Genomic DNA, 24,901 nt, shown 5'->3' on the forward strand with positions numbered 1-24,901 from the left:
ATCAATAACACTGGGTTATTCTCTATTTTCTTCCTCTGACACCAGAGGGGTAATTTTTACCTTATTAATTCGGTGACTGGTCACTTCCAACGGTTCAAACAGGTAATTATCAATCTGTAATTGCTCACCTTGTCGTGGAATATGTTGTGAATGTTCCATTAACAAACCGGCTAAGGTCTGATATTCACGTTTTTCATCCAGTTGCAAAGGGACATAAAGGATCAAATCATCCAGCGGCATATAACCATTGGCGATCCAACCACCATGTTCAGTCGCTTGAATATCATGGCGGGCATCAGTTTCTTCGCCATCTACCGGTAAATTACCCGCGATAGTTTCCATTACGTCGGTCAAAGTTACCACACCTTCCACAGAACCAAATTCATCGACAACAAACGCGAAGTGAGTCTGTGCCTGGCGGAACTGCTCCAATGCCTGGAGTAGTGAAAGCTGTTCAGGGAAAATCAGAGGCTGTTTTATCAGCGAATGTAAATCAAAAGGCTGTTGGTTGAGTTGTTGATTTAATAAATCAATAACATGGACAACACCTAATGGTTCGTCACTGATATTTTCATCAGTTACCACAATGCGTGTGTGAGGACTTTTACTCAGTATTTGCGTCAGATTTTCAGTTGGTGCATGAATATCAAGGTATTCCACGTCGTGACGGGAAGTCATGATACTGTTAACGTTACGCTGCGCCATGCCGAGAACTCTGGCAATCATTTGACGTTCTTGTAGATCAAACACTTCCTGATTATCAGAAATCAGATTAGATGTATGATTATCTAATTCTGCATTTTCATGCTTACCACTAAGGATGCGTAAAACGGCTTCTGCTGTTCTTTCACGTAGTGAACGGGAAGCAGTAAGAAATCTGCGGCGGTTAAATTGAGCAAATTGGTTTAAGGATTCAATCATAATGGAGAAGCCGATAGCGGCGTACAAGTAACCTTTGGGGATGCGATAACCAAAACCTTCGGCGACCAGACTGAAACCAATCATTAACAAGAAGCTCAGACAGAGAATGACGATAGTCGGGTGAGCATTGACAAAGGTAGTTAACGGCTTACTTGCCAGTATCATCAGGAACATCGCAATGGTGACTGCCGCGATCATGATACCGATGTTGTCTACCATACCAACAGCAGTAACCACGGAATCCAGTGAAAATACAGCATCAAGGACAATTATCTGAACGACAACCGTCCAAAATTTAGATGTTTTGCGTTGTTGTCCTGAGTGGGCATCTTTGCCTTCCAGCCGTTCATTAAGCTCCATCGTCGCTTTGAACAGTAAGAAAAGACCGCCTAACAGCATAATCAGGTCACGGGCACTAAACGGATGTTCCCAAAGCGTAATTAATGGATGAGTTAGCGTTATCAGCCAGGAAAGACTAAAAAGCAGCACGATACGCATCAGTAACGCACAACTTAGACCTGTAATTCTTGCTTTGTCTCTTTGTTTTTCAGGAAGTTTATCTGCCAGAATGGCAATAAAGACCAAGTTGTCAATTCCGAGGACAATTTCTAGAACGATAAGAGTAACTAGTCCAGCCCATATCGTCGGATCAGCGATCCATTCCATACAGTTTGTTTTACCTTTTAATATGACGGCTCATGCCGAATAATGAATAATGGGCATTGACTCATCAAATTTCAATAGTTGATTTTTCATCTGAGGAAGTTTTTTCCAAAAAATGATGTGTAGTGGTATCGATGGCACCAATAACTATCCATTAGGACTCATCCTGAGTTAACATGTGATCACATTAACAAATTGCACACTAATTATTATTGGTGAGCAGGATTATCATCAGACAGGAGTTATTCATGTCCAAGCAGCAGATTGGTGTTGTCGGTATGGCGGTGATGGGGCGTAACTTGGCACTAAATATTGAGAGCCGTGGTTATTCCGTATCTATATTTAACCGTTCAAGTGATAAAACTGACGAAGTGATTGCCGAAAATCCGGGGAAGAAATTAGTTCCAAGTTACACTGTCGAAGAATTTGTCGATTCACTGGAAAAACCGCGCCGTATTCTGCTCATGGTTAAGGCTGGCGAAGCAACCGATAAAACGATTGCTTCACTGACTCCACATCTGGATAAAGGTGACATTTTGATTGATGGCGGTAATACCTATTTTCAGGATACTATCCGTCGTAATCGCGAGCTTTCAGCCCAAGGGTTTAATTTTATCGGTACCGGGGTTTCCGGTGGTGAAGAGGGGGCATTGAAAGGCCCATCTATTATGCCTGGCGGCCAGAAAGAGGCGTATGAATTAGTGGCGCCAATTTTGCACGAAATTGCAGCTAAAGCGGAAGGTGAACCTTGTGTGGTCTATATTGGCCCAGATGGCGCCGGCCATTATGTGAAAATGGTTCACAATGGCATTGAATACGGTGATATGCAGCTCATCGCGGAAGCCTATTCCTTACTGAAAAATGCCCTAAATCTGAGCAATGAAGAACTATCTGAGATTTTCACTGACTGGAATAACGGCGAGTTAAGCAGTTATTTGATTGAAATCACGGCTGATATTTTCCATAAGAAAGATGAAACAGGCCAATATTTGGTTGATGTGATTTTAGATGAAGCAGCAAATAAAGGTACGGGTAAGTGGACTAGCCAGAGCTCTCTGGATTTAGGTATTCCAGTGACATTGATCACAGAATCGGTATTTGCACGTTATATCTCTTCTTTAAAAGATCAGCGCGTTGCTGCGGCTAAAGTTTTGAGCGGACCTGAAGCACAGCCATTTAAAGGTGATAAGGCCGAATTTATTGAGAAAGTTCGCCGTGCGCTTTATTTGGGTAAAATCGTTTCTTATGCTCAGGGTTTTCAGCAATTGAAAGCGGCATCTGATGAGTACCAGTGGGATCTTAATTACGGTGAGATTGCCGGGATTTTCCGGGCGGGTTGTATTATTCGTGCTCAATTCCTGCAAAAAATTACTGACGCGTATAACGAAAATGCGGATATTGCTAACCTGTTGTTGGCGCCTTACTTTAAGAAAATTGCTGATGAATATCAGCAGGCACTGCGTGATGTCGTCTCGTATGGGGTGCAGAATGGTATCCCAACCCCTACGTTCTCCGCTGCTATTTCTTACTACGATAGTTATCGTTCTGCTGTATTGCCCGCCAATTTAATTCAGGCTCAACGTGATTATTTTGGTGCTCATACCTATAAGCGTACTGATAAAGAAGGTGTTTTCCATACTGAATGGATGGAGTAAGCCCGATTGTTATCGATTGACTAGGAGCGTGGAGAGGCCACATTAGATGTGATGTGGTCTCAGTTTCCGCGATCGTTTGGGACACGTCGTTGCGGTTTTTTAACAAATATACCCGTTATCTTTCAAGTTGCCTCTTTGTTGGCTGCACTCACTCACCCCGGTCACATAGTTACCTATGCTCCCGGGGATTCGCTCCCTTGCCGTCGCGATGCATCTTGAAATATACCGCAACGGCGTAGCTTAAATTTCAGAATATGACTTATCTGAGAGTGATGATTGTCACATTAATCCCGGATTAAGCAATAGGATCAGTACTGGTAATGTGAAAATCAAAACGATTATTTCCTACATGGACCAATTTCAAGTTCTTAGGAAAATTGAGTCCTTCATCAATAGTTGCAATGCCAATAGCATCATAAGAAAAATAGAATGACCCGTTACCAATATATTCTCCGGTGTTGACATTTCTTACATAAATTGAAGTGACTATCTCTTTCTGTACCAGTAGTTCGTTAACGACAGTATAATTATCATCTGTTGTTGCGTTAACGTCGATTGTTTCCTCTTCTTCTCCATTAAATATCTTAATGATCATAGAGAATTTTGTATCTGAATGAGTATCATCAATGATTCTTAGTGCAACCAGTTTTGTATCTTTCTGTATAATTCTGAATTTCGATAACCCTCTAATTTCTTTATCGATATCTGGATTGTCGACTACCCATTCATAATATTTACTCTCTGGATCATTATAGTGACGCCACGCATGGACTTTTGATAACTTTCCAATTTTTACTGAATGAAATTTATCGTTAAGATTGGAAGGAAGCGATATAATTTTATCAAGCTCTGGGTAATCATGTGACTTACCCTGATAGTTTTTCTCTTCGAAAAACGTGACGCCTGTAATTAATTCTTTTGTCATTTTTTCTACTCCTCAAAGTTAATGTAAGTAATATATAGGTTGCCAAAAAAAATTTTCCGTTAATAAACCCGTATGTAATGCTTTTCTGGAAGTATACCCGTCATCTTTCAAGTTGCCTCTTTGTTGGCTGCACTCGCTCACCCCGGTCACATCGTTATCTATGCTCCCGGGGATTCACTCCCTTGCCGTCGCGATGCATTTTGAAATCCATAGGATATATACCTGATTGTATTAATGTGAAATATATAGTATTTACTCGTTTATACTATTTGTGAAAATTGGATTTTTTCTGTGTAATATTTCCCACTGATAATTCATTTATTCCTCATCTTTAGATGCAATATATCCAGTCAATAGAAGAATAATATTCTATGGGTTAATGTTAAAATTAGCAGAAAAATACATAAAGTAAAGTTGTTTAAAAAATACCGAATAATATTTTTATAATTATATTAGTATAGTCAAATTGACTGATTGAAATGTGAAAATTTGATATTTTTAGTGAATTTTGTATCTTAAATTTAGTATTCAATTGGATTGTGAATATTTTTCATGCTTGGTGTTTTGAATAGATACTATAAGATTGTTTTTTATTAATAATATTATGAAAATACCTAAAATAAGATATGTAATAATGGAATGGTTGGGTTTTTATATAATTTTTAAAATTAATCATTAGGGAAGTATTTATCTCAAAAGAAATAGCTTGTGAAAATTATTTCTTGTGGATCTTAATTTAATGTTTTTTTAAAGGTTAAGTGACTATTTGACTATAAATTTTTATAGAAAAAGGATAAATAACAATGAATGGCTAGTTAATGGTTAAGGATTTGTTGGCTGCACTCTCTCACCCTGATCACATCGTTCGCTATGCTTCCGGGGATTCGCTCCCTTGCCGTCGCGATAATCTTGAAATCCATAGGGTATATCATGATAAATAAAAAATTATTTATAACCACGAAATTTTTGCTGATTTATGAATACACCGTTGCGGTTTTTGATGATATTCCGCAACGGTGTTGCTTAAATTTTCAGAACGTAGCCTGTCTGAAAACGACGGTTAATTATCGTTACATTATTACCGGATTAGTGAGAAAAATCGGTACTGATAATATGAATATCAAAACGATTGCCACCTACATTAACTATTCTGAGATTTTTAGGGAAATTAGCTTTCTCATCAATAGTAACAACACCATTTGCATCACGATAGAAATAGAATGATCCGTTATTGATATATACTCCAGTACTGGTATTTCTTATTGCAATGGCAGTGACTAACTCGGTCTCAAATGGCAATATACCAACCAGTGCATAATCATCATCAGTTGTTGTTTCAACTGGGCCCACGCAATGTGTATTCGTGAACATTGAGAATTTAATACCTGAACAAGTATCATCAATAAGTCTTAATGCAACCAAGCAGGTATCTTTTGATGCCACTTTAAACTTAGATAATCCTCTAATTTCTCTATCAATATCTGGATGATCATATTCCCATTCACGATAGCGTTGACCTGGTTCCCAATCGCTCTGATGACGCCATGCATAAACTTTTGATAGCGTTCCAATTCTTACTGAACGGAATCTATCGTTAAGATCATAAGGCAATGGAATAATGATGTCGTTTTCTGGATAATGGTGCGCTTCACCCAGAAAGTATTTTCTATCGAAAAAAGTTGCACCTGTAACTAGCTTATTAGTCATATTTCTCTATTCCTTAAACTTTATTTTAAAAAAACGTCATCTTTCTTGTTGAAAGAGATATGAGAATACAATGAGTGTGGGTTTTTGTATTTAATAAAATATAATGAATAGGCATATTAAATTGTTGTCAATACAACATTAATATAATTGACATGTCATTTTATACCGATATATGAAATAAAGGTTCTGAAATTAAAAATAATTGAAAATTCCTATCAAGAAACACCTTTATTTGGGTAGGGAATTATCCCCTAATGTAATTGATAATTTTTTGTATATGGCTCAATAGTGAATAATTAGATATTCATGGTATTTGATAATTATACCTCTCTGTTTAATGTTTATATAATGTAGCAATAATAATGACTTTATCTAATGATATAAACTTATTGGGGCGGGATAGTTACTATTTTAAATGAATATGTTTAAAATATTATCTTAAATAGCCTATTTTTATAGGCTATTTGGCAAATATCATTTTTCGCGATGGTATTTATTCTACCCGACGAAAACTCACCAATTCAGGTTGTGCAATTCGATGGTAATCTTGGGTGTTAAGAATCACTGAGCGTTCAAGGCTACCGGCATTAAAAGCCAGTTCATCAAAACGTTCAAATAATAAAGGGTCTGCAACCAGTTTCAGATCTGGATGAAAACTAAAAGGTGGAATAGCACCAAATACACATTGAGTCAGTTCAAAAACTTCTTTAGGACTTGCCAGTGAGGCGCGGTTGCCACCGATCTGTTTTGCCAGTGAAGAGAGGTCTGCTTGTTGATCCGCAGGCAGTACAGCGAGTACATATTGGCGGAATCCTTCCCCTTTAACATGGCAAACTAACCCTTTTGCCCCTTGTCCAAGTTGTGTACCACGGATTTTTGCAACTTCTTCAGAATGTCCGGCGGTTGAATGTTCTATCACCCGATAGCTGGCATGATGATTATCCAGTAATGTGGTCAGGCGGTTAAATATTTCGTTAGAGGACAAAATAAACTCCTAAGTAATAACTTTGTGAATTGATATATACCCTATGGATTTCAAGATGCATCGCGACGGCAAGGGAGCGAATCCCCGGGAGCATAGCAAACTATGTGACCGGGGTGAGTGAGTGTAGCCAACAAAGAGGCAACTTGAAAGATGACGGGTATATTAATCTTCTCGATTATTGTATTTATTATATTGCCAATGGCATATATTACCAAGATGGAAAATTATCAAATATCTATTTTAATAAGCATTATCTAACTCTACCGAGATATATTTATATTTTTTGAATTGTGTGGTTTAAATAGAGCTATTATTTATGTTTGTTGTAAGATAATGATTTTTAGTTCCATTAGGTGATTTTTCAAATTTTACTTTTTATATATTTTCATTCTAGAACTATTTTAATATAAGGAATTATCAATGATGACTACAACTTTTTTTATGACATCGGTAAATATGTTTGGTGCCGGTTGTTTGGTTGAAGCGGTAAATGCGATGAAAGGTGATGGTTACAAGCGAGCATTGATTGTGACGGATCATGTTTTAAATGAAATTGGAGTAGTGGCAAAAGTTCAATCTCTATTATCTGATGTTGATATTGAGAGTACGGTTTATGATGGTACCAATCCGAATCCGACGACAGTTAACGTTGAGGAAGGTTTGGATATTCTGCGTCAGCATAATAGCGATTGCGTTATTTCTTTAGGGGGTGGTTCGCCACATGATTGTGCAAAAGCTATTGTGTTGGTCGCTGCTAATGGGGGAGATATCCGGGATTATGTAGGTATTGGTCGTTCATCTAAACCGCATTTGCCATTAATCTCAGTTAATACTACTGCGGGTACTGCGTCAGAAATGTCACGTTTCTGTGTCATTACCGATACTGAGAGCCATATTAAAATGGCCATTGCTGATAAGAAAATAACACCTGTTTTGTCTGTGAATGATCCAGAATTAATGGTTGGAATGCCGAAAGGGTTAACCGCCGCAACTGGAATGGATGCAATGACTCATGCGGTTGAAGCTTATGTTTCTGTCGGGGCTAATCCAATAACGGATGCTTGTGCACTGAAAGCAATCTCGATGATTAGTCACTCTTTACGCCAGGCAGTCGCAGATGGGAGCAATATAGAAGCACGTGAAAACATGGCCTATGCACAATTCTTGGCGGGGATGGCGTTTAATAGTGCATTACTGGGATATGTTCACGCCATGTCTCACCAATTGGGTGGTACTTATGATTTACCACACGGTGTATGTAATGCTGTTTTATTACCACACGTTCAAGAGTTCAACGCTAAAGCAGTTTCGGGTCGTTTGAAAGATATTGCCGCTGCGATGGGGGTAGATGTAAGCGCTATGAATGATCAGCAAGGGGCTGAGGCATGTATTGCTGAAATTCGTAAATTGTTAAAAGATATTGGTATTCCGTCGGGTTTAGCGGAATTGAATGTCAAACTGGAAGATTTACCCATGTTGGCAACTAATGCCTTGAAAGATATATGTTGTTTGACTAATCCCACTCAAGCTACCCATGAAGAAATTGTTTCGATCTTTAAAGCGGCCATGTGATTTGTCAGCTTTCATTTCATTCGTGTAGATACCTATGCCCAATTGGGCGGGGAGCAGTCAATAAAAGGCGACGTAGATGTATACGTCGCTTGATAGTCATTTTTCGTGCACAATGTTTATATTGTCAGGCGACCTCGTAGCACGTTACGGGTTTCAATGGACGATTGACTAAATAGATCCCCGATACTTAAAGTGACCCAAAAAAGTACCATCCGGTTACCGGATTGATCTGAATAAGTCATTAATTATTCTTCGTTCACATTAACGATGCGATCTTGTTTAGGATAAGCAATGGGAGATTTTTCAGCGAAATATTTCATTACAGCATCAACATCTGGCACGCTATATACGGGATCAATACCCTCGTTAAACACAGAGAAGTTATTTCTCCCTGTTGCCAGAAATTCATTAGCAACCACACGGTATTTTCCATTTAATTCAATGGGCTTACCGTTGATTTTCATTGAGCGAGTAATAACACGATCATCTACCGGTTTGGCGCTATCCCAGTGATATTCAAAACCATTAGAAACCGCCAAAATTTGCGAACGTGGACGATCCCATTGTTGTTCCAGCAGACGTTTAATTTGTTCACCCGTTAGTGTCTTGGTTAATAATACATTAGAGAATGGCTGAACAGCGTAGATAGCATTGTAAGTTACTTCACCACCGGTCATGTCAGCACGAATACCGCCGCTGTTAATAAATGCAATTTGGGCGCCACCATTCTCTTTAAGTGCAGCAGTATACAAATGGGCATCTGCGACTACTTTACCCAGTGAAGATTCACCAGCACGATTAGTTTTCCTATTTAGATCGCTATCCAACTTACCAATAACCCGGTTTGCCAATGGCGCGGCTATTTTTTCATATGTATCCAATACTTTAGTCACTTCTGGATCTTTTTCATATTTATGGTTATCAACCCAAATATTTTCCACTTTAAAATCCACAATATCCTGAGTGGATTTGTCCAGTTTTAGATCCAAGCTAGTTATTAACGTGCCATTAGCCTGTGCAGAGGTGACGGGCTTACCATTAATTACACAGTTATACGCTTGATGCGTGTGACCAGTAATAACGAATGTAGCGAGCCGCGTAAATTTTATCAATTTACATGACGCGCTTTTTCAATTTACGCGGCTCGCTACAGCGGATGAGTGATGAACTTTGGGGAAAAAGGGTACCACTTATCCCCAAACATAAAACTCATCACCCTTTTGGCCCGCACCGCAGACGTGTTGATAACCGTGTCGCTATGAATGCTATCTTCTTTGTACTGAGAACTGGCTGCCAGTGGAATGCCCTGAATGCCACAGGGATATGTTCGTCAAGCTCTGCTCGACGCCATCGACGGGTCATGGTTATCACTGGATGGCTGCATGACCAAATCCCCTCTGGCGGGGACAAAAAAACAGGTCGTAACCCCACGGACAGAGGGGAAACAGGGGGTAAAACGCAGCCTCATGACCGATGCTCAAGGACTTCCTCTTTCTCTCGTTGTCGGCGCGGCAAATACTCACGATATCAAACTGGTTGCAGAGACACTTGATGCCCTCCAAACAGGTAGACGCGGTAAAAAGCTCAGAGTGTGTCTGGATAAGGGATATGAGGCAGAATGGCTGAAAGGTTATCTACAAAGTCGGCGCTACGGGCCGCACATACAATCTCGCAAGGAAGAATCAGATGCGTGCAAAAGCCCGGATTTCAAAGCTCACCGATGGGTTGTTGAGAGGACTCATAGCTGGATGAATCGCTTTCGTCGGGTACTGGCCCGATGGGAAAAGAAGACCGAAAACTATGAGGCTATGTTGCATTTTGTATGCGGGATCATCGTCTGGAATAAAATCCTATTGGGATAGGCTCTTAGTTTTTACATAAAAATAAGGTTTTCTGTAACCCGTTAACTGACAGTATTCTTTGTCAAAGCAGCCTGTTAAAGCATTCAACAGGATCCAATATGGCAAAAATCGGGTATATTCACGTATCAATAAATAACCAAAATGACGATTATAGATGGCAGTATTGCGAGTAGTTAAATAACGCCCTGTTTTTGTGCAAAAAACAGACAAAATAAATCATATATATTGGTAAAATATGGGACATTCTAAATCATGGTGAGAACGGTATGATAATTTATCATGGCATCAATTATTCTGATGTGTTCTGAAAGATGATTCGGCGATGAGTGCGCAGAACCTCTTAATCATTTCAATAAATCTTATCTGTCTATTTCTCACTCTTATATAGGATTCCAAGTTAGTGAAAGTTACTATAATTTTTCTGATGCTTATACCCGATCATATATTACTACTCGATATATTCATGTTGAGGTTGATAATCAAATATTTTGGTGGGGACTGAAAAATGAGTTTTTGGGGACATAGAACAGGTTTCTCTATATGGAAAATAATAAACCCCCACACGAAGGCGGGGGTGTAAATAAAAAGATGAATTTAATTCTTATTTCAGATTATCAGGCTGAGGTTGAGGTGGTATATAAAAGAAAGTATCTGCTCCTACATTTATTGGTGTCCATCCGTTACTCTTACTGGCCATCATCCATAGAGTGGTGATTTTGTGTCTTTCGTTGTTTTTATTTTTTTGCACTTGACCAACCCATGCAGATACTGCCGCTGAATCCCATCTTACCACAAAAACAATGAGATCTCCGTGCAGATGTCCTGTTATTATACCGTCATGAGAGTGGTGGTCTGTGCCTACCGTACTGGAATATGTACCTCCAAAACTATTAGTTTCTTTAATCTTCTTTTTAATATGTATTGTAGAACCAAGTTCATTACGCCAGTATCCAGCTATATCTATATCTGAATCACTTGCTCCTATATCTGTATCGACGAGTCCAAGAATTTCTTCAAGTAACATATAATTTCCCCTATAAATAGTGTTATTGAGCATTTTTAGTGTCGTAACGACAATTATAAGTATAATTCGTATTTTTATATTTTGTATTCCTTTTTCAAAATATAACTCACCCATTCCTGAAACAATGATTGCAGGGTACTGGCTGGCATAATGGCAAAAATCCGGTTAAAGGTGTCATGTGAGGGAACCTCATTTGCCAGGATTAACCAACGCTTAAACCATTTTTCACGTTCCTGAGCAAAGAGCGCAATTTCGGACCCGGTATCAAAACCACACATCATGGCACAGAGTGTCATAAAAATGACCTCAGATAGCACATGAGAACATTTTGCTTGTTGACGTGGGTCAGGTAAGGCTTCAAGGTAGTCAAACAGGGCTTTCTGAGTCATAAATAAGGCCATTATTACGGGAAGTTGTGGATAAATAACGGCAAACAGATAAGATTGCAACAAGAATAAAACGTGGCTTATTTTGTACGGTTGATTCGTCATCTTATGGATAAAAAATGATCATGCGTTAGCCCTGCCATACTTGGTTTCCTGATCCTTATGTTTTTATCAGCTTGAATGGTGTCAGTTGGTCATTATCTTGTGAAATGTTATTTTATTTGACTTTCCCTTTTTGGTACAAATTAATAAAGAAACTACAAAATAATAATCTATGGTGGGTGGCCATATTTGTTATTTTGTTGATTATGGCTATTCCATTGATCGCCAATCTATTACCAAAAACTCAACTATTACCTTGGAGAAATGCACCAATATATTCTTATTGGTTTACATATCTCTTCCCTCTAACCAGGATGCTAGAGTTCATATTAGGAATACTTCTTTCTCAATTAGTTAAAAATGGTGATTGGGTATGGCACGAAAAAACTTACACTATTATATTATTCTTGATAGGATATTCTGTTTCTTTATATATGCCAGAACTATATCGATATGCCGCTACCACAATTGTACCTATTGCGATATTGATTGCTTCGTTTGCTGTTGCCGATCTACGAGGCAAGAATACACTATTAAAGTGTAAGATAATGATCCTTCTGGGAGAAATGTCTTTTGCTTTTTATCTGGTACATCGACTTGTTCTGATGTATGGTCATAAATTCTTGGGGGAAAAGAGAAGCTTTGATACAGTTGAATCTATACTGTTACTGTTAATTGCAGCATTGATTTCTCTTATCCTTGCTTCATTATTATATTATTTTATAGAAAAGCCAGCTATGAAGAAGGTAAGGTCAGATCGGAAAGAACGCACTTCATCCATTATAGCAGCTGAATGATAATTAATTAGGTTTATGGAGAGTAACTATGATTAAAAATAGCAAAATTATCAAATTACCCCATTCTGTCGTCCATTACTATACTAAAGGGGAGGGGACCGGGATTCTCTTTTTGCATGGCACCAATAGTGACGGCGAGAGCAGCTTTGGTCATATAGTGAGTGAATTCAGCGAGGAAAGAACCGTTATCATCCCTGACTATGCAGGATGTGGCAAATCCACTCTCCCGCAGGGAGAAATAACCGTTGAAAGATTAGCAGAGCAAGTTGCAGAGATAATCAAAGACAGTTCAAAAGCCCCTGTTGATATAGTAGGTACCTCAATAGGCGCGGTCGTTGCGGCCGTTGTTGCTGCCCGATATCCTGAGTTGGTAAGGAAGCTGGTATTAACAGCACCGTGGGCAACCAGTCAAGATCCTCGGCATCAATTTATCTTTCAGACTTGGTTAAAACTAGAAATGAATAGCCCTGATAATGCTATGGCATTTAGCCTTTCACATGTATTGAGCCCTGAATTTCTTATGTCTTTGGGAGATGAAAAAATAAAACAAATTTGTAATAAACCCTCAGCAAAAGATATTGATAAAAGAATTAAGCTTGGATTAGATATAGATATCTGCGATTTGTTATCCCATATAGATAAACCTACATTAGTCATAGGTTTGACATTTGATACTCTCATTCCTCTTTATCAAGTCGAGAGGGTTCATCAGAGTATAAAGGGTAGCAAATATGCTGAAATTATGAGTGGTCACGCCGTACAGATAGAAAACCCGAAAGATTGGGTAGCTTGTGTAAAAAATTTTCTATAAAAAACTAAAATATAATACCTATTGGCGATTCTCATGAAAGATTCAATTCGTAATATAGCTATTATAGGCGGCGGCATAACAGGCGTCGCCGCCTATATTTCATTAATTTGCTACAATATTGCTGAAAATATTTACATAATAGCCCCAACTTCAATTGGTGAAAGTGAGGCATTTGACTCAGCAGAACCAGATATGATTTGTAATACATCAGCAGGAAGTATTAGCGTAGTACCAGAGAATTTACATGACTTTACTTCATTCTTAAATGATAGAGGTATGCAGATAGAACCCAAAGATTTTGTTCCCCGAAGGTTAGTTTCTGAATATGTCAAAACTAGGTTTAAAGAATATTCAAAGAATGCAGAAGCTAACGGCGTCAAAACAATATACATACGGCGACATGCAACCAGAATTGAATTGATATCCAATGAGAGGAAATATTGTATCTATTCTGCGGGTGAAAATATCATAACCGCAGATGCCGTTATTGTATGTACCGGTTACTCACGCAGTATCATTCCAGAATTTGCAAAAGAATTTGCTAACCATCAAGGAATTTTTACTTCTCCGTATCCTGTTAAAAATATTACTACCCTAGTGTCACCGGAATCCCAGGTTTTAATTATAGGTACAAAACTTAGCGCAATAGAAACAGCTATTACGCTAGCTGAAGAAAATCATCGGGTGACGATGGCTTCTCCTTCTGGAGAACTACCTGCTGTAAGAACTCATACTCTTCCTGCTGAAGCTGAACTAATTGATATTGATGAAGTAGCTAAGCTTGATTTTAAAAGTAATAAATTACCCCAGAGTATTACAAAGGTTGTCATAAAAGCCATTTCAAAATTAACTGACTTGCCTCTATCTTTACAGATTTCAAAAAAAAGCAATCCAATTGAAAGGCTAGAAGAGGAGGTTCAGTTAGCAAGAAAAGGCAATATCTATTGGCAAGATATTATGGTTGAACTTATTGATATTATCAATGAGTTGATGGCTGGAAAAGATAGTATCACGCAACAAAAAGCTCTGCATTCATGTAATAATATTATCTCACGGTATATGGGAGCATGTTCTCTTGAAAATGCCAAAAAGTTATTAGAAGCATTAAAGGCAGAGAAAATTCATTTGCATCAGGGGGTACCTGTAATTGTCAACTTAAACTATAATGCACAGTGGGAAGTCGAATGGGGAAATGAAAAATGTCAATACGAAACCATTATTTTTGCAACTGGTAGAGAATATCCGAAATACTCTCTTTCAAATAGTAGCTTAGATTTAAATACTGTAACTTTAGAGCCTATGGCAGAACCTTATTTAGATAAAAATTTTAGGGTATATCATTCAAGAAAACAGGTTTTTGAAAATATCTGGTTGTTAGGAATAAGCTCTCATAGCAGTATCCCGTTAGTCAATGCAATCTATCCAGCCATTCAACAGGCAAAAAGTTTAGGTAAGTGGTTAAAGGATAATATAAAAAATTAATAATAAACATGAGACAACACGGTATTCAATTTTGGCTTTGATATTAGTTAGCGTTATTTCTCAGTCAGAGTATATTTAGCATAGATTAACTTATTTTAAAAAATATATTTATCTCTATGTTGTTTACCTATTGAAGACACTATTTTTAGAAAAAAGATAATGTTAAGCAATTCAGAAGATAACTTTTTCATGTAATTATAAAATAGAGTGGAACATGCATCATTTATTCCAAAATGAAAACCCATTTATGCCGTTACCTAATATAATCGAAAGCATAAGTATAGAGCTGGATAAAATAAACCGTTATCCAGAATTGTTTCCCGAGTCACTCAGAAACAACTTATCACTTAAGCTTGGAGTGCCTTCTGACATGATCATGATTGGTGCCGGGGCTGCTGGCATTGCATTAACATCATTACAAACACTATCCAAAGCTAATTTCAACATTACCTATTCGTGGAGAAACTTTGAAGCTTACCCTTTAATATCTAACATAGTGGGAGCGTATACTTCTACAATTCCACTTCGACAAGACGGAACCCAAGATCTTGACGCTCTAATAAATAAAGCAAAGCAGACTGATGTTATCATATTATGCAATCCACATAATCCTACAGGAGAGTTTATTCAATCCGACATTTTATATTCCTTTATAACTAGGATCCCTAAGAGAACTTTCATCATATTAGATGAAGCCTATATAGAATATGTAACTGACTTCCCTCTACCTGTTTCGGTACGTTGGATAGAAAAATTTCCTAATCTCATTGTTATCCGTTCTTTTTCAAAAGCCTATGGATTAGCTGGCATGAGAATTGGTTATGGTATTGCCCACCCTGATATTGCTTATAGAGTAAACAGTTTACAATTACCCTTTTCAGTTAATTCTTTATCAAATGCTGCGGCTTTAGCATCATTGGAAGCAACAGAAGAACTAATGTATAGAGTTAGATATATAGCATCTGAACGCCGGAGAATATTCAGTTATCTTCGTAACCAAGGTTGGAATGTACTACACAGTCAAACAAATTTCCTATGGATTCATGAGCCTAAGAAAACAGCTTTACTTGAAAAACTTTTAAGGAATGAAAATATTATAGCTAAAGTGTACCCTGATGAAGGCGTTAGAATCACTTTAGCAAGACCCGCCGTAAACCCTCGCCCAGTGCGAGGGTGTCGCAAAAGGCGCGTGTTATCCGTTAAGATCTGCGTACTTCTTTTAAGCGCAGATCTTTTATGACCTTATTCATTCGAAAACGGGAACCTTCTATTCATACTGGACGTCAGTTTGTCACCGCTCAGCACTTACCTGTCTTAGCGGGTTCTCTTTCCCTTTCTGATTATCTCAGGCAAATGGGGGAGCGTAGCGCATTTATTGTGGCTGACATTCTTGATGAGCAAGATTGGGCTCCCTTTGAACGCCATTATGCTTCGACAGGCAGAGCCCCTTATTCTCCCCGTTCCATGATGGGGATCCTACTTTATGGGATCATGAAAGGTCACTGCTCGCTCAGAGAACTTGAACGACTTGCGCGTTTCGATTTAGGCTGTATTTTTGTCAGTCAGGGAATTACGCCCGATCACGCCAGTCTGGGGCGTTTCATTTATCAGCACCAATCTGTCCTGACCGGGCCGTTTTTTGAAGCACTGACCTTCTCCATTTTGCACCGTAGCCATTCGGGGGTTTCGTGTCTGGCCGGTGACGGGACAGTGATAGAGGCGGCCTGTTCTCATTACCACCTTTTAACTCAGGAAGCGATTTCACGCGAAAAAAATGCCCTCACGGCAATGTCTGCCACAGTGCAGATAGAGAAACGCAGGAAACAATTGGAACAGGGAGCCGACGTCTTACGGCACCGACAAGAAAATCGGGAAAAAAAGGGGAAGGAGGCCAGCCAACTGCGTATCAATCCAACCGAACCCGATGCCGTCGTCCAGAAACTCAAGCGGGGAAGAGGATTTTCAACTTCTTATAAACCGTCTGTTTTGGTCAACAGCAGACGTATTATTGTCGCTCAAACGGTAGACCCCTCCAGTGAAACCCAAGTGATAGCCGCGTTATTGGCACAGAATTTCAATCTATCGGGGCGTCACCCGGACAAGCTGTTATTGGATGCCGGTTATTTCCATGACGAGGTGATTGCTGAGACGCAAAAACATCACATTCTGTTGTTCTGCCCGGAAGGCAATGAGCATCAGAGCCTAAGAAAAATCTACCCAAAATCGCGGTTTATTTATCATGCGGAGAAAGACCTTTATATCTGCCCGGCCAATGACAGGTTGCTTCCTGTCAGTACAGTAAAACCTTCCGAAAAGAGCCGTGGGCATCGAGTTTATACGGGAGCAAACTGTGCCGATTGCCCGAAAAAAGAAAAATGTACGCAGGCGAAAAAGGGCAGAAAAATTAAACGTTACCCGGAAGATAAAGCGCGGGATAAACGGCGTTCACGTATGACCAAACTGGAGTCAAAACGGATATTGAGTCAGAGAAAAGTCATGGTAGAACCGGTATTTTCCGCTTTACGTGGGATCCAGGGACTGGAACGCTTTCGGCGTAGAGGTTTATCGGCAGTCAGAGTGGAATTTACCTTGCATGCCATAGCGTATAACTTATCAAGGGCAGTTGCCCTGATATTATGGGCTATTTTTAGCCTGTCATGGGTTGCCAGTCCCAATAACAGGCAATAAATTTCTGTGGGGTTATTTTCAATGCTGACCTTTTGCGACACCCTCTTTACGGCGGGGAGCAGTCACGTAATCAAGATGATAATGACGCAATTGTAAGGGCACTCAAGGTTAAGTTTTAATTATAAGTACAGTAATCGAAAACAATATGGACACTAAACAATAGTTCTAAAATTCCTACCGTGGCTATAAGTTCTATTGTGGAATCTATGAGGTACTAAATACTCTGATTATAGGAAGCTTAAAGATTGAATAATTCAATGAATATCCTTATTCCAATGGATGGAGTGGATTTGAAGAAATACCCTTATGACTTTTTAGACTTAGACTGACAGTTTTATGTATATTTGATATGTGTTAGTTGAGGTTAATATGAACAGGAAAATAGAACAGGAAGTTAGAAAAAGGGTCAATTAATGGCAAACCGTGCCCGGAAACCCTGTTTTTCTTGTTTTACATATTATATAAGGTGAAATTTTATGCTGTACATTTTTTTTGACAAAATAGTTTGTTGCTTAGCTCGATATCATGGCTTGAAAGTCTCCCTATCAGGAATCTACAGTGTTCTATATCGTTACGGCCTGAATAGGCCCTCACAGAGCCTCAATTTCAAAGATAAGAATGGAAATAAGGTACGCAGATTCCAATGCACAACCATTGATGATGTAATGCGTATTGGGGTACTAAAAGTCTATAAAAAACATAACTAAGCATGTGCCATTGATTTTATTAATTATGTCGTCTAAAAATTTCCTTTCAGAATCAAAATGATCCGTACGGGTAATGATCATGAGTTTCAGTCTAAACTCCATTGGCATTGTGAAGACTTAGGGCCGGGCTTGAACATGTGTATCTCAGACCAGTTAGTCTCAATCTGAATGGGAAAGTTGAACATTCCCATCTCACCGATAAACAAGAGTTTTACCAATTATGCATATTTAAAGAGGACGTAGATTTAGCAGCCAAATTGGCTGAATGGGGGGCGTTTTACAACTATTACAGACCACACGGTGACTTGAAAGGTAAAACGCCTAATGAGATTCTTGTCGAAAAAATGAAAACGTAAAAATGCTCTGTCTGTCGAAGTCAGAGATCGCTCAGGATCTGAAATCAACCAGACCCCTGACTCATCTTTGTCGTAATCGACGAATAACACAGCTAAGATCCAGCTCTTGATCCTGTAGTAGAACCATTAGGTGATACATCAGATCTGCTGCTTCATTCGTTAGTTCCTCTTTATTATTAACTGCCGCTGCCAAAGCAGTTTCCAACCCTTCTTCACCTACTTTCTGAGCGATTCGTTTAGTACCGCTGGCATATAACTTCGCTGTATATGAGTGGTCAGGGTCGGCTGTTTTGCGACTTGCCAGTAATTTTTCAAGCTGATAGAGAAATCCCCATTCAGTTTGTGCCGGAGCAAAGCAACTGTATGTACCAAAGTGGCAGGTAGGACCAATTGGATCTGCGAGTGCTAACAGGGCATCATTGTCACAATCAGGATAGATATTGACCAAATTAAGAAAATGGCCGGAGTTTTCACCTTTAGTCCATAGACGTTGTTTACTGCGGGAAAACAAGGTGATTTTACCTGAACTGATAGTGACATTCAGTGCTTCTTTATTCATATAGCCCATCATTAGGACATCGCCGGATATAGCATGTTGCACAATAACCGGCATCATATAAGCGACTTTTTCCCAATCCAGTTTTTCGATTTGTTGTGCGGTCAGCAAGTTCTTATCTCCACGCCGTGTTGTGAAAGGTACTGTTTTAATTCACCAATATTAATAATCTGTTTATGGAATACAGATGCTGCTAATGCACCATCGACATTTGCCTGTTTAAAGGCATCAAGAAAGTGTTCTGGTGCGCCTGCGCCGCCAGAGGCAATGAGAGGAACGTGACAAACGTCCCGTACCTGTTTTAGTTGAGTCAGATCGTAGCCATTGCGGACACCATCCTGATTCATCATATTGAGTACGATTTCACCTGCGCCACGTCGTTGCGCTTCTTTTACCCAATTGAGGGTTTGCCATTGGGTGGCTGTTGTGCGTTTTTCGTCACCGGTAAACTGATAAACTTGATAGCGACCAGTGCCTTCATCAAACCAAGTGTCAATCCCTACGACAATGCATTGAACGCCATAACGGTCGGCCAGACGGGTAATTAAGGTTGGATCGGCCAGTGCAGGGGAGTTGATAGAGATTTTATCTGCCCCAAATGAGAGAATTTGCCCTGCATCTTCGACGGTTTTAATGCCACCGGCAACGCAAAAAGGAATATCGATCACTTCCGCAACTTTGGCAACCCAACTTTTATCGACTACCCGTCCATCAGATGAAGCAGTGATATCGTAGAAAACCAGTTCATCTGCGCCTTCTGTTGCATAACGTTGAGCGAGTGGCACAATATCGCCGATAATTTCGTGATGACGAAATTGAATGCCTTTAACTACTTGCCCGTCACGAACATCAAGGCAAGGGATTATGCGTTTTGCCAGCATTGAATTGCCTCCGTCAGGGTAAATTTCTCATCAAGTAATGCGCGACCAATAATAACCCCGGCTACACCGCTGGCAGGCAGAGAAGCGATATCATTTAACGTGCCGATGCCCCCCGAAGCCTGAAACGCGATTAGTGGATAACATTGGCAAATTGCCCGATATAATTCGACATTTGAGCCGATGAGAGTGCCGTCGCGGGAGATATCTGTACACAGTACATATTTCAACCCGCAAGGCAGATATTGCTCAATAACCTGTTCCAGAGTGACAGAGGAATTCTCCTGCCAGCCATTAATGGCAACCTGTTTTATGCCGGTATCATTGATACGGACATCCAGCGCCAGCACAATATTTTCCGCGCCATAACGTTTAAACCATTGGGTAACTAGTGCCGGTTGCTTTATGGCGATAGAGCCGAGCACTATTCGGTTGGCGCCTGCATCAAGCAATGTTTTCACATCTTCTTCTGTACGGATGCCGCCGCCAACCTGAACAGGTATAGAAACCGCGGCAAGTAATTTGCGCAGTAGAGGGATCTGGCGGGCGGATGGATCTTTAGCGCCGGTTAGATCGACCAGATGAAGCCGTTTTGCTCCCTGTTGTTCATATTGTTGGAAGTGGGACAGAGGATCGTGTTGATAATCCCGTTGCCGAGCATAATCCCCCTGATGTAACCGTACTACTTTGCCATCAATCAAATCTAATGCGGGTATGATCATTGTGCTTACATCTCCAGAAAATTCTTTAATAGTCTGGCTCCGGCAGCACCGGAACGTTCAGGGTGAAACTGCACGCCAAAGAAGTTATCTTTGGCGATTGCGCTGCTGAAAGTATTGCCATATTCAGTTTGCGCAATGGTGTAGGCATTCAGTGGGATCGCGTAGCTATGGACAAAATAAAAATAGGCATTGTCTTCAATACCACGGAATAGCGGGTGTCCGGCTTTTGGCAGAACTTGATTCCAGCCCATGTGTGGCAATGGAAGCCCGTGATTAGCCATTTTTTGGACGGGGGAAGCAATAACTTCGAGTAGGGAGATATTATCACCTGTAACATTATCGCTTTCTTCGCTGGTGGCAGCGAATAGCTGCATGCCAAGGCAAATACCTAACACAGGTTGGCTGAGTACTTTAATTAACGATATAAGTTCCCGTTGTTTCAATTGATCCATTGCAGCACTGGCAGTGCCGACGCCAGGCAAAAGTAATTTATCTGCTGCCAGGATCGTTGCTACTTCCTGACTGATTTCAGGTTGATAACCTAATTTTCGGATAGCATAAGCTACCGATGACAAGTTAGCGCAGCCAGTATCGAGAATGACGATTTTCATCACAGAACCCCTTTGGAGCTAGGCAATGTATCGCCTTCTATCCGAATCGCCTGACGTAGTGTTCGGCCAAAAGCTTTAAACAGGCTCTCTGCTCTGTGATGATCGTTGCTGCCTTTCGTTTTCAGATGCAGTGTACAGGCCATTGCATAAGAGAGTGAACGAAAGAAGTGCTCAATCATTTCAGTACTCAGATCACCTACCCGCTGGTGTTTGAATTCAGCTTTATATTCCAGATGAGGGCGACCGGAGATATCGAGAGCACAGCGGGCAAGGCATTCATCCATTGGCAACACAAAACCAAAACGGCAGATACCCCGTTTATCTCCTAAAGCCAGTTTCAATGCTTCCCCTAATGCCAGACCGGTATCCTCAACGGTGTGGTGATCATCAATACAGAGATCGCCTTTAACCTGAACATGCATGCGGAAACCACCGTGAGTAGCAATTTGATCCAACATATGGTCAAAAAAACCGACACCGGTATTGATATCGCTGCCACCTTCATGATCAAGCCAAACGTCAATGTTGATGGATGTCTCTTTAGTGACACGTTGAACATGAGCGTGACGGTCTTGACGGGTTAGTCGTTCGCTGATGGCGGACCAGCTAAGGTTTTTCGGATGATAACGTAACCCCTGAATGCCCATATTTTTTGCCAGTTGCAGATCGGTTTCCCGGTCACCAATCACATAGCTGTTAGCGGTATCCATCATGCTTTCTGCCAGATATTTTTCCACTAGTTTTATTTTTGGCTTACGGCAATGACAGTTCTCTTCTGGTTTGTGAGGGCAGATTAAAACTTCATCAAAATGGATACCTTGAGAATTGAAAATCTGCATCATCAGGTTATGTGGCGGTTCAAATTGTTCTAATGGAAAACTATCTGTGCCAAGACCATCCTGATTGGTGATCATAATCAGTTTGAACCCCGATTTTTGCAGGGCAAGCAGAGCAGGAATAACCTCGGTTTCCAGTACCAGTTTATCCAGACGATCAACTTGAAAATCTGTTGGCGGTTCAGTGATCAGTGTACCATCCCGATCAATAAAAAGGAGTTTCTGGTTCATCAGTTTGCTGTCTCCTTTGGTTGTTCATTTACAGTGGAAAGGGCGCTGATGGCTTCAACCACTCGCTCACACTCTTTACGGCTGCCGATGGTGATCCGCAGGCAACCCTCTAAACCGGGCTGTTTGCGCTGGTCGCGCAGGATGATGCCCTGATGCCATAATGTTCTGAAAACAGTTTCTGCGTCATAGAATTTCACCAATATATAGTTGGTTTCACTGGGGAATACTTTTTCAACGATGGCTAATTTATTCAGCGCCTGTTGTAAGTCATTGCGGTTTTCCCTGATCTCAACGACACGTTTTTGCATAATTGCGATGCCTTCTGCTGTCAGTGCCTGTGCTGCAATATCTGCAACAGGAGTGGAAAGCGGGTAAGGTGCAATCACTTTTAACAACAGAGTGATGATATCCACAGATGCGAGAGTAAATCCACAGCGCAGACCGGCTAAAGCAAAAGCTTTCGAGAGGGTTCGCAAAATGACTAAATTTGGATAGTTTTTTAGCCAGCCTGCGATACTATTTTCCGGGCAAAATTCAATATAGGCTTCATCGATAGTGACAATTGCGCGATTGGCGGTCAGTTCCAGAATTTTACGCAATGAATCAGGATTAATTGAGTTTCCTGTTGGGTTATTAGGGCTACAGATATAGATCAATTTTACCCGGTCAAGGTTATTTTCGATCGCTTCGATATCCAGTTGCCAATTTTCTAGTGCAGCAATTTTCTTTTGTTCGACACCAAAAGCTTCAGCGCTGACACTGTACATACCATAAGTCGGAGGGCAAAACAGAACCACATCTTGTCCGGGTTCACAAAATACGCGGATTAGAAGTTCAATGGATTCATCAGCACCACGACAGGCTAATACTTGCTCGGGTTGTAAACCGGCATAGGCGGCATAACGGCGGATAACCGAGGCGGGCTGGCAGTCAGGATAGCGGTTCAATGTTTGCTGAGTGCATTGGAAATCAGGGGCTAGTGGGTATTCATTGGCATTCAACCAAACATCACCCTTGCCGCCAAGGCGACGAGCAGACATATAAGGGGTTAATTTGCGGATATTTTCTCGTGCCAACCGGTTGGCGTCAAAAATGTTATTCATATTCACTCCTTGACCGGCAATATTCAGCGCCGCCACACGTAAAGTGACAGCGTTTTTATGAGCGGTCAGTTGTTCTGCTTGCGCCAGTGTTTCAATGGTCTGAGATAGGTTCAGCAGCCCTTGCGGCGTCAGTTGTTGAATTGTCATACGCTTTAAGAAATCTGCCAGACCAAGGCTGGAATAGGTTGAGGTGTAGCCATAAGTTGGTAATACGTGATTGGTTCCTGATGCGTAATCTCCCGCAGATTCCGGCGACCAGTCACCGAGAAAAATGGAACCGGCGCTAGTGATTTTTTCAACCAGTTGTTCTGGTTGACGAGTTTGAATAATCAGGTGCTCTGGGCCATAGCGGTTGCTGATTTCCACACACTGTTGCAGGCTTGTTGTCACAATAATTCGGCTGTGCGCTAATGCCTTGGTGGCAATTTGATTGCGGGAAAGCAGGGTAAGCTGTTTTTCGATTTCCGCTATCACTTTTCTGGCTAACGCTTCATCAGGTGTAACCAATATCACTTGTGAGTCAGGACCATGTTCTGCTTGTGAGAGTAAATCGGCAGCCACAAAGATAGGGTTTGCTCCCGCATCGGCGATAATAAGCAGTTCCGATGGGCCGGCAGGCATATCGATGGCGGCACCATCTACGCGCTGACTAACTTGTCTTTTGGCCTCAGTGACATAAGCGTTACCTGGGCCAAAAATTTTATCTACTTTGGGTACGGATTCTGTTCCAAATGCCATAGCAGCAACGGCTTGAGCACCACCAATCTGGAATATTTCCGTAATTCCACACAGTGTGGCTGCATAGAGAATTTCATTGGCAATCGGTGGCGGGGAACAAAGTACAACTTTATGGCAACCCGCTATTTGAGCAGGTATTCCGAGCATCAAAACGGTAGAAAGTAATGGTGCAGAACCTCCGGGGATATAGAGCCCGACAGAATCGATAGGCCGTGTTACTTGTTGACAATAGACCCCAGGTTGGGTTTCTACTTCGATCTTTATAGGCTTCTGCGCTTCGTGGAAAACGCGAATATTATTCATTGCCTGTTTCATTGCCTGTTTAATGTCGTCATTCAGGCTGTTTTCCGCGGCAGCGATCTTTTCCGGCGAAATACGGATATTTTTAATAACCGTTTTGTCGAAACGGCGGCTGAATTCACGCAGAGTGTGATCGCCATACTCTTTTACCGCATGCAGAATGTGTTCCACTGTATGGGAGATTTCTACGGAAGCTGAAATAGCAGGGCGTGTTAGTAAAGCGTTTTGCTGGTCATCATGGCATTCCTGCCAATGGATCAGGGTATCGAAACGGTCAGTCATT

The 24,901-nt window shown here is 40.6% G+C and carries 21 protein-coding genes and 3 pseudogenes; 9 read left to right on the top strand and 15 right to left on the bottom strand.

Going from position 1 to position 24,901, the window contains the following annotated elements:
* Positions 1–15 precede the first annotated feature (15 nt).
* Entirely contained in the window at positions 16–1,587 is a 1,572-nt protein-coding gene (locus LG003_RS13865; RefSeq protein WP_112876114.1) for a TerC family protein, read from the bottom strand.
* A gap of 245 nt (positions 1,588–1,832) precedes the next feature.
* On the opposite strand from LG003_RS13865, the gene gndA reads away from it, so the two are divergent.
* Positions 1,833–3,239: an NADP-dependent phosphogluconate dehydrogenase gene (gndA, locus tag LG003_RS13870; RefSeq protein ID WP_112876113.1), complete on the top strand. Its 1,407-nt coding sequence runs from the start codon at positions 1,833–1,835 to the stop codon at positions 3,237–3,239.
* A 295-nt stretch (positions 3,240–3,534) separates the two neighbouring features.
* Here the strand turns inward: gndA and LG003_RS13875 are convergent, their stop codons facing one another.
* The 3 genes from LG003_RS13875 to LG003_RS13885 form a co-directional block, all read right to left on the bottom strand.
* Positions 3,535–4,164 carry a beta/gamma crystallin domain-containing protein gene (locus tag LG003_RS13875; protein WP_262980989.1) on the bottom strand — a complete coding sequence of 210 codons (630 nt, stop codon included), beginning with the start codon at positions 4,162–4,164 and terminating at the stop codon, positions 3,535–3,537.
* A gap of 1,086 nt (positions 4,165–5,250) precedes the next feature.
* Entirely contained in the window at positions 5,251–5,871 is a 621-nt protein-coding gene (locus LG003_RS13880) for a beta/gamma crystallin domain-containing protein (RefSeq protein WP_112876111.1), read from the bottom strand.
* 493 nt (positions 5,872–6,364) lie between these two features.
* A complete protein-coding gene (locus tag LG003_RS13885; protein WP_112876110.1) occupies positions 6,365–6,856 on the bottom strand; it encodes a YbaK/prolyl-tRNA synthetase associated domain-containing protein in 492 nt (163 codons plus the stop codon).
* 420 nt (positions 6,857–7,276) lie between these two features.
* Between LG003_RS13885 and yiaY the strand changes: the two genes are divergently transcribed.
* On the top strand, positions 7,277–8,428 hold the full coding sequence (yiaY, locus tag LG003_RS13890; RefSeq protein WP_112876109.1) for an L-threonine dehydrogenase: 1,152 nt from the start codon (positions 7,277–7,279) through the stop codon (positions 8,426–8,428).
* Positions 8,429–8,544: 116 nt separating this feature from the next.
* On the opposite strand, the gene LG003_RS13895 is transcribed toward yiaY, so the two are convergent.
* Entirely contained in the window at positions 8,545–8,670 is a 126-nt protein-coding gene (locus tag LG003_RS13895; protein WP_255566831.1) for a hypothetical protein, read from the bottom strand.
* A 3-nt stretch (positions 8,671–8,673) separates the two neighbouring features.
* Positions 8,674–9,540, bottom strand: coding sequence for a bifunctional metallophosphatase/5'-nucleotidase (locus LG003_RS13900; RefSeq protein ID WP_262980990.1), 867 nt, complete (start codon positions 9,538–9,540; stop codon positions 8,674–8,676).
* Positions 9,541–9,584: 44 nt separating this feature from the next.
* On the opposite strand from LG003_RS13900, the pseudogene LG003_RS13905 reads away from it, so the two are divergent.
* Positions 9,585–10,290 (top strand): annotated as a pseudogene (locus LG003_RS13905) (IS5 family transposase).
* 601 nt (positions 10,291–10,891) lie between these two features.
* Here the strand turns inward: LG003_RS13905 and LG003_RS13910 are convergent.
* On the bottom strand, positions 10,892–11,314 hold the full coding sequence (locus tag LG003_RS13910; protein WP_262980991.1) for an avidin/streptavidin family protein: 423 nt from the start codon (positions 11,312–11,314) through the stop codon (positions 10,892–10,894).
* 95 nt (positions 11,315–11,409) lie between these two features.
* Positions 11,410–11,703 (bottom strand): annotated as a pseudogene (locus LG003_RS13915) (transposase family protein); the annotation flags it as partial.
* Between the two features lie 173 nt (positions 11,704–11,876).
* Between LG003_RS13915 and LG003_RS13920 the strand changes: the two are divergent.
* The 6 genes from LG003_RS13920 (at position 11,877) to LG003_RS13945 (ending at position 18,643) form a co-directional block, all read left to right on the top strand.
* Positions 11,877–12,599 carry an acyltransferase family protein gene (locus LG003_RS13920; RefSeq protein WP_390894143.1) on the top strand — a complete coding sequence of 241 codons (723 nt, stop codon included), beginning with the start codon at positions 11,877–11,879 and terminating at the stop codon, positions 12,597–12,599.
* Between the two features lie 28 nt (positions 12,600–12,627).
* Positions 12,628–13,410: an alpha/beta fold hydrolase gene (locus LG003_RS13925; RefSeq protein WP_112876105.1), complete on the top strand. Its 783-nt coding sequence runs from the start codon at positions 12,628–12,630 to the stop codon at positions 13,408–13,410.
* A gap of 33 nt (positions 13,411–13,443) precedes the next feature.
* Entirely contained in the window at positions 13,444–14,892 is a 1,449-nt protein-coding gene (locus LG003_RS13930) for an FAD/NAD(P)-binding protein (protein ID WP_262980992.1), read from the top strand.
* A 214-nt stretch (positions 14,893–15,106) separates the two neighbouring features.
* Positions 15,107–16,132 carry an aminotransferase class I/II-fold pyridoxal phosphate-dependent enzyme gene (locus LG003_RS13935; RefSeq protein ID WP_262980993.1) on the top strand — a complete coding sequence of 342 codons (1,026 nt, stop codon included), beginning with the start codon at positions 15,107–15,109 and terminating at the stop codon, positions 16,130–16,132.
* Positions 16,129–17,580 (top strand): transposase, encoded by a 1,452-nt coding sequence (locus LG003_RS13940; protein WP_262980994.1) that lies wholly within the window; start codon positions 16,129–16,131, stop codon positions 17,578–17,580. The genes LG003_RS13935 and LG003_RS13940 overlap by 4 nt, the downstream gene beginning before the upstream one ends.
* A gap of 844 nt (positions 17,581–18,424) precedes the next feature.
* Entirely contained in the window at positions 18,425–18,643 is a 219-nt protein-coding gene (locus tag LG003_RS13945; protein ID WP_112879010.1) for an integrase core domain-containing protein, read from the top strand.
* A 61-nt stretch (positions 18,644–18,704) separates the two neighbouring features.
* On the opposite strand, the gene hisIE is transcribed toward LG003_RS13945, so the two are convergent.
* The 7 genes and pseudogenes from hisIE to hisD form a co-directional block, all read right to left on the bottom strand.
* A complete protein-coding gene (hisIE, locus tag LG003_RS13950) occupies positions 18,705–19,310 on the bottom strand; it encodes a bifunctional phosphoribosyl-AMP cyclohydrolase/phosphoribosyl-ATP diphosphatase HisIE (RefSeq protein ID WP_112879009.1) in 606 nt (201 codons plus the stop codon).
* A complete protein-coding gene (gene hisF, locus LG003_RS13955; RefSeq protein WP_112879008.1) occupies positions 19,304–20,080 on the bottom strand; it encodes an imidazole glycerol phosphate synthase subunit HisF in 777 nt (258 codons plus the stop codon). The genes hisIE and hisF overlap by 7 nt, the downstream gene beginning before the upstream one ends.
* Positions 20,062–20,799 carry a 1-(5-phosphoribosyl)-5-[(5-phosphoribosylamino)methylideneamino]imidazole-4-carboxamide isomerase gene (gene hisA / locus LG003_RS13960; RefSeq protein ID WP_112879007.1) on the bottom strand — a complete coding sequence of 246 codons (738 nt, stop codon included), beginning with the start codon at positions 20,797–20,799 and terminating at the stop codon, positions 20,062–20,064. Before hisA ends, hisF begins: the two co-directional genes overlap by 19 nt.
* A 5-nt stretch (positions 20,800–20,804) precedes the next feature.
* Complete coding sequence (gene hisH / locus LG003_RS13965; protein WP_262980995.1) at positions 20,805–21,410, bottom strand: imidazole glycerol phosphate synthase subunit HisH; 606 nt, start codon at positions 21,408–21,410, stop codon at positions 20,805–20,807.
* Positions 21,410–22,477: a bifunctional histidinol-phosphatase/imidazoleglycerol-phosphate dehydratase HisB gene (gene hisB, locus LG003_RS13970; RefSeq protein WP_262980996.1), complete on the bottom strand. Its 1,068-nt coding sequence runs from the start codon at positions 22,475–22,477 to the stop codon at positions 21,410–21,412. Before hisB ends, hisH begins: the two co-directional genes overlap by 1 nt.
* The gene (gene hisC, locus LG003_RS13975; RefSeq protein WP_255566990.1) at positions 22,477–23,580 is read right to left on the bottom strand and encodes a histidinol-phosphate transaminase; all 1,104 of its coding nucleotides are present in this window, start codon (positions 23,578–23,580) and stop codon (positions 22,477–22,479) included. Before hisC ends, hisB begins: the two co-directional genes overlap by 1 nt.
* A pseudogene (gene hisD, locus LG003_RS13980) lies at positions 23,581–24,900 on the bottom strand (histidinol dehydrogenase); the annotation flags it as partial.
* Between the last annotated feature and the right edge of the window lies 1 nt (position 24,901).

The sequence above is a fragment of the Photorhabdus kleinii genome (assembly GCF_025384885.1).
GTDB lineage: Bacteria > Pseudomonadota > Gammaproteobacteria > Enterobacterales > Enterobacteriaceae > Photorhabdus > Photorhabdus kayaii.